6 protein-coding genes are annotated in these 6,239 nt (G+C 44.9%); 3 read left to right on the forward strand and 3 right to left on the reverse strand.

Annotation, left to right across the window (positions count from 1 at the left end; translation table 11 throughout):
• Window positions 1-4 precede the first annotated feature (4 nt).
• The gene (locus tag AB4507_RS07105; protein ID WP_372090386.1) at window positions 5-1,375 is read left to right on the forward strand and encodes an L-serine ammonia-lyase; all 1,371 of its coding nucleotides are present in this window, start codon (window positions 5-7) and stop codon (window positions 1,373-1,375) included.
• A 99-nt stretch (window positions 1,376-1,474) separates the two neighbouring features.
• Here the strand turns inward: AB4507_RS07105 and AB4507_RS07110 are convergent, their stop codons facing one another.
• Window positions 1,475-1,960: an Lrp/AsnC family transcriptional regulator gene (locus AB4507_RS07110; protein ID WP_017065258.1), complete on the reverse strand. Its 486-nt coding sequence runs from the start codon at window positions 1,958-1,960 to the stop codon at window positions 1,475-1,477.
• A 122-nt stretch (window positions 1,961-2,082) separates the two neighbouring features.
• Between AB4507_RS07110 and AB4507_RS07115 the strand changes: the two genes are divergently transcribed.
• On the forward strand, window positions 2,083-2,682 hold the full coding sequence (locus AB4507_RS07115) for a LysE family translocator (RefSeq protein ID WP_372182442.1): 600 nt from the start codon (window positions 2,083-2,085) through the stop codon (window positions 2,680-2,682).
• A gap of 125 nt (window positions 2,683-2,807) precedes the next feature.
• On the opposite strand, the gene ahpF is transcribed toward AB4507_RS07115, so the two are convergent.
• Both ahpF and ahpC read right to left on the reverse strand, forming a co-directional pair.
• Window positions 2,808-4,400 (reverse strand): alkyl hydroperoxide reductase subunit F, encoded by a 1,593-nt coding sequence (gene ahpF / locus AB4507_RS07120; RefSeq protein WP_372182443.1) that lies wholly within the window; start codon window positions 4,398-4,400, stop codon window positions 2,808-2,810.
• A 228-nt stretch (window positions 4,401-4,628) separates the two neighbouring features.
• A complete protein-coding gene (gene ahpC / locus AB4507_RS07125) occupies window positions 4,629-5,186 on the reverse strand; it encodes an alkyl hydroperoxide reductase subunit C (RefSeq protein ID WP_372182444.1) in 558 nt (185 codons plus the stop codon).
• 466 nt (window positions 5,187-5,652) lie between these two features.
• Between ahpC and AB4507_RS07130 the strand changes: the two genes are divergently transcribed.
• The gene (locus AB4507_RS07130; RefSeq protein ID WP_372182445.1) at window positions 5,653-6,144 is read left to right on the forward strand and encodes a VOC family protein; all 492 of its coding nucleotides are present in this window, start codon (window positions 5,653-5,655) and stop codon (window positions 6,142-6,144) included.
• Window positions 6,145-6,239 lie beyond the last annotated feature (95 nt).

Raw genomic sequence — 6,239 nt, forward strand, 5'->3', positions numbered from 1 at the left:
ATCTATGTTATCGATCTTTGATATCTACAAAATTGGTGTTGGGCCATCGAGCTCTCACACCAACGGCCCAATGATTGCGGGTTTCCATTTCACACAATTAATCGCTGATAAAATCGCAGAAGTGACGCGTATTCAGGTGGATTTATACGGTTCTTTGTCATTGACTGGCATAGGTCACCACACCGACAGAGCTACAATATTGGGGCTACTCGGCAATAAACCAGACACCATCAAAATCACCAGCGCAAACCAAGCAATGCGTCATGCCGTAGACAGTGGTGAGATGGATTTAGCGGGCACCAAGCACATTGCCTTCAACTACGAAACCGACATGTTGTTCCACAAAGACAATCTGCCTCTGCATGAAAATGGCATGATGATTACTGCGTTTGACCAGAGTGACAACGTGATTGTCGATGAAACTTATTATTCGATTGGCGGCGGTTTTATCGCAACTGCTGATGAACTGCAAAATGGTACTCAAACCCAAGCGGTAGAAGTTCCTTTCCCGTTCAAAAACGCCGATGAAATGCTTCAACAAGCTGACAATAGTGGGATGAGCCTCGGTGGTATGATTCTAAAAAATGAAGCGGAGTTCGAAGGCGCTGACATTATTTCAGAGAAAGCGGATCAAATCTGGCGAGTGATGAGTCGTTGTATGGAGCGTGGCTTTGAAACCGAAGGCATTCTTGATGGTGGTTTGAACGTAACTCGTCGTGCGCCTAACCTACTGAAAAAGTTAGAAGCGAATGCGGCGGTTGAAAACGACCCAATGGAAATCATGGATTGGATTAACTTGTTTGCGTTTGCGGTTAGCGAAGAAAATGCGGCTGGTGGCCAAGTGGTAACATCACCAACCAATGGTGCGGCGGGCGTTATTCCTGCTGTGTTGATGTACTACCATCGCTTCATTAAAGAGTTGGATACTAAGCAGTTAAAAGATTTCTTAGCGGTATCGGGCGCGATTGGTATTCTGTACAAAACTAACGCTTCGATCTCTGGTGCGGAAGTAGGATGCCAAGGTGAGGTAGGCGTATCATCCTCTATGGCGGCTGCGGGATTAACGGCACTACGCGGTGGCAGCAATGAGCAGATCTGTATTGCGGCGGAAATCGCGATGGAACACTCATTGGGTATGACTTGTGACCCAATTGGCGGCTTGGTTCAAGTGCCGTGTATCGAGCGAAATGCGATGGGTGCGATGAAGGCAATTAATGCATCTCGCATGGCATTGAAGCGAAACAGCAAGTCTTTGATCTCACTCGATAAGGTCATCGCAACCATGTACCAAACCGGTAAAGACATGAACAAGAAATATCGTGAAACATCACTCGGTGGTTTAGCCTTGATCCATCTAGCTCATCCTTGTGAATAGCTAAGCCAGTTAACCCAGTAAATAATAACGTTAAGCCCAGAGCCTTAGACTTTAGAAATCTATCGCGGCTGGGCTTTTTGTTTTATGTGTTTTAGGGAGCTAATCTGAAAGCGGTAATCGATAGCTGTTTTTCAACTCTTTTACTGAGATGTTCGACTGAATCGCACTCACGCCTTTGACTCTTCTGATCGAGCTAATACGCTCAAAGTACTCTTCCAAATCTTTGGCCAACACTTGCACCATGTAATCGGCGCCGCCTGCAATGCAGTGACACATAGGAATCCAATCGGTTACCGCGACAAATTCTTCGAATGGTTCTGTGTTTTCAACTTCATGGTTACCCAAGGTCACAAGAGTAAAACCAGCCACATGAAAGCCTAATTTCTTACGATTCAGCTTAGCGGCGTAACCATCGATATAGCCAGTTTCCTCCATGCGTTTCCAACGACGCCAGCATGGGGTTTCGCTGAGGTTGACCTTCTCTGCGAGCTTGCTGTTGCTCATGCGTCCGTCTTGCTGGATATGCTCTAAGATGGCGATATCTGTGTCATCCAATACTTCTTTGGTGGATTCTTTCTGTTTCATGGCTATTTTGGAAAATTCTTGCTCAAATTTGGATTAATATTAGCCTATATAGCAATTTAATTCCTAGTCGAATCTGTAAACTCTCTCCCTATAAATACTTTACTTATTAGGAGTGAGAGGAAATGAGCTCTCAATTAATGCTGGCGTTCTTGCTATTTTCAACATCAATAGCAATTACCCCTGGGGCAGGCAATATCGCATTACTTGGGATTTCAAGTCGTTATGGATTTGCTGCGACTTTACCTTTTATCTCTGGGAACGCTGTTGGCATCATCATCGTACTGGCGGGTTCTAGTGTCGGTTTGGTTAGCCTATTTACCCTTTACCCAGAGCTATACAACATTTTGAAATACGCGGGTGCGGCTTATTTGCTGTTCATGGCATGGTCGATTGCGAATATGCAAATCGAAGAAAGCACTACCGATAATCGTTCAGGTTTCATGTCTGGTGTACTGGTGCAGGTGTTAAACCCTAAAGGTTGGATAGCGTCATTAACCGTGTTTTCACAGTTCATTACTCCGAATGCCGATTACTTGATTCAAGTCGTGACCATTATCGCGGGCACGGTGATTACTGGTGTGCCGTGCATGTTGGTGTGGGCGTATTGCGGTACGATGCTTAAAAAGTTGCTGCAATCACCAAAACAGATGATGTTTGTGAACCGTTGCTTGGGTGGAAGCTTAGCGATGGTGGTTGCCTTCATGCTTTATCAACCTGCATAAATCACAAAGAAAAAAACCACTCCTAAATCCATAGGAGTGGCGTCTAAATCGTTAACAGTAAATAATTAAGTTAACAAATATTTAAGGAACTTGAGTTAAAAGCTTTAAGCTTTTCAGTGTAAAGGTTAAGCGGTTTCAGCTTCTTTAACTGGAGCTGAGTTACGGATTAGGTGGTCAAATGCACCTAAGCTTGCTTTTGCACCTTCACCCATCGCAATGATGATCTGTTTGTAAGGTACGGTTGTCACATCGCCTGCTGCAAATACACCTTTCATTGATGTTGCGCCATGAGCGTTAATTTCAATTTCACCGCGTGGTGAGAGCTCAACTTTCGAACCCTTCAACCATTCGCTGTTTGGCATCAGGCCGATTTGAACAAAGATACCTGCGAGTTCAATCTGTTTAAGTTCATCGGTGTTGCGGTCTTTGTATTCCAGACCGGTTACACGGTTGCCATCACCAATCACTTGCGTTGTTTGTGCCATCTTGATGATTTCGATGTTTGGCGTTGCGTTCGCTTTGTCGATAAGTACTTGGTCAGCGCGCAGTGTGTTCGCAAACTCAAGCACAGTTACGTGTTCCACGATACCTGCTAGGTCGATAGCCGCTTCAATACCTGAGTTACCGCCACCGATAACCGCTGTTTTTTTGCCTTTGAATAAAGGACCGTCACAGTGTGGGCAGTAAGCGACGCCTTTATTGCGGTACTCTTGCTCACCCGGAACGTTCATTTCACGCCAGCGAGCACCGGTACTTGTGATAACCGTGCGAGCTCGTAGTGTTGCGCCGCTCTCTAGCTCAACGTGGATGTAGCCGTCTTCAGTGTCTTCTGCTGCAATGATGTTTGCAGCGCGCTGCTCAGTCATCACTTCAACACCGTACTCTTTTACGTGCTCTTCAAGGCTTGCCACTAATTTAGGGCCAGTTGTCGCTTTTACTGAGATAAAGTTCTCAATCGCCATGGTGTCCATCACTTGGCCGCCGAATCGGTCAGCAACCACACCAGTACGAATGCCTTTACGTGCAGCATAAATTGCCGCTGAAGAACCTGCAGGGCCGCCGCCGACAACCAATACATCAAACGGTGCTTGTTGGTTTAGGTTTGCTGCTTTCTTTTCCGCTGCGCCTGAATCAACCTTGTTAAGGATTTCAGCCAGTGACATACGTCCTTGACCAAATAGCTCACCGTTAATAAACACGCTTGGAACTGCCATGATGTCGCGAGACTTCACTTCGTCTTGGAATGCTGCGCCGTCGATCATGGTTGTCTTAACTAGAGGATTAATCGCCGACATCATGTTGAACGCCTGAACCACTTCTGGACAGTTTTGGCACGATAGTGAGATAAAAATCTCTACATTAAGCTCTTGATCGAGTTCTTTAATTTGCTCGATTACGTCCGCTTCAAGCTTGATAGGGTGACCACCACTATGAAGCAGTGCAAGTACCAATGATGTGAACTCGTGGCCCATTGGCAAACCGGCAAAACCGATCGCGGTGCCTTTCTCTTGGTTCACGACCTGCATGATAGGACTGCGAGTGCTTGCGCTGTCATCGCGGCTCACTTCAATTTTGTCAGTCAAAGACGCGATGTCATTCGCCAGATCTTGAAGTTTGTTCGCGGTATCGCTGCTATCAAGGCTCAGCACTAACTGAACATTGGTTTTTAGGTTTTCTAGGTATGCTTTTAGCTGCTGCTTCATTGCTTGATCTAACATAATCGTGCCTGCTCTTAAATTCTGTGTCTTGGTATTGACCAATACCTTCTTGCTGAAAAAGGAAAATAAAAAGGGGGCGCAAGTCGGCAAATATTGTGGTGTTGATGTTTTGAAAGGGTGGCGCGCAACTGCCCTTTAGGAGGGAGGCCGAAGCGCGCCTGTAGAACCGTTTAACTGTTCTGTTTTACTTGTTCTTTCTTAGCTGTTCTTGTTTGAACTAGGCTTAGATTAAATCTTGCCTACTAGGTCTAGAGATGGCGCTAGAGTCTCTTCGCCTTCTTTCCATTTAGCTGGGCAAACTTCACCTGGGTGAGCGGCTACGTATTGCGCTGCTTTAACCTTGCGTAGTAGATCTTCTGCGTCACGGCCGATGCCTTCAGCTGTGATTTCCATTGCTTGGATAACACCTTCAGGGTCGATTAGGAAAGTTGCACGGTCTGCAAGGCCCTGACCTTCACGCATAACGTTGAAGTTGTTGGTGATGTTGCCTGTTTGGTCGCCTACCATGAAGTATTCGATAGTGCCGATTTTGTCAGAAGTATCGTGCCATGCTTTGTGAGAGAAGTGAGTGTCAGTTGATACTGAGTAAACTTCTACGCCGCGAGATTGAAGCTCTGCGTATTTGTCTTGTAGGTCAACTAGCTCAGTTGGACATACATAGGTGAAGTCTGCTGGGTAGAAGAAGAATACAGCCCACTTGCCTTTAACGTCTTGCTCAGTGATTTCTACGAATTCGCCGTTTTTGAATGCTGTTGCGTTGAATGGTTTGATTTCTGTGTTGATCATGATTCGACTCTCTTTCTAATTTGTAGTGTTTAACGCTATCCCGCGTCGATGGAGCTATATTGCATTCGCACCGAAAATTAGTGAAATCGGACATTTCTATAGATTCAATAGGCGAATCCTATCTTCGAAAGGAAAGGACTATCGGTAAAAGCTATCAACAAAAACGATTAACAAAAGCCATCAAACATCAGCAACCCCAATTTGAGTAGCTATGCTTTTTAGGTTGCTCTCTATTTAGGTAAGCAGTATTTGGTTCAGTATCTATGTAGGTAAGGGGAAGTACGGTTTCTTTACGCGAGTTGAGTTGAGTTGTTATACCAATCTTTAAATAACAAAAAATTATCATTAATATAATTTATGATAATTTCAGTTAATCGTCACATCTCCATATACTCTCTCCATCGAAACGAAACATCGAAGCCAGTCTTCGAAACGCACAGAATTAAAAACGAATTTGGAGCAAGTTATGAAAATGAATCACGTAGGCATCATGGTTGGCGACATGGACAAAGCAGTCGAGTTTTACACTAAGGCTCTGGGTCTAAGAATCGTAATGAACAACACCAAAGTAATGGAAGAGCGCGAATCAGCAATCGGCCGTATGTGTATCGCAGTATTTGGCGAAGGCTTCAAAGGCTTCAACATTGCACACCTAGTAACATCTGATGGTATCGGTGTTGAGCTGTTCGAAATGGTTGACCGTGAAGAGCGTCATAATGTTGATTTCTCTCGCTTAGGCATTTTCCACTTCTGTCTACAGCTTCCAAAAGAGCAGTTTCATTCAGCTATTAAGCGCGTTGAAGAGTTTGGCGGTAAGGTACGTATGGACATTCACCGTTACCACCCAGAAGACGAATTAAAACAAGCACAAATGGTTTATCTAGAAGACCCGTTTGGCAACCTATTCGAGTTCTACTCTCACTCATACGAAGATACGTACGCGACTGATTACGAGTAATAGGCGCTACCTACCTATCATAAGGTAGAAAAACTGAAACACCCCCTAAAGAGGATTGGTAGAGATACCAATCCTTTTTTTTGGTGCGCCGAGCA

The organism is Vibrio sp. 10N.222.54.A3 (assembly GCF_041474095.1).
GTDB classification, from domain to species: Bacteria; Pseudomonadota; Gammaproteobacteria; order Enterobacterales; family Vibrionaceae; genus Vibrio; species Vibrio crassostreae_C.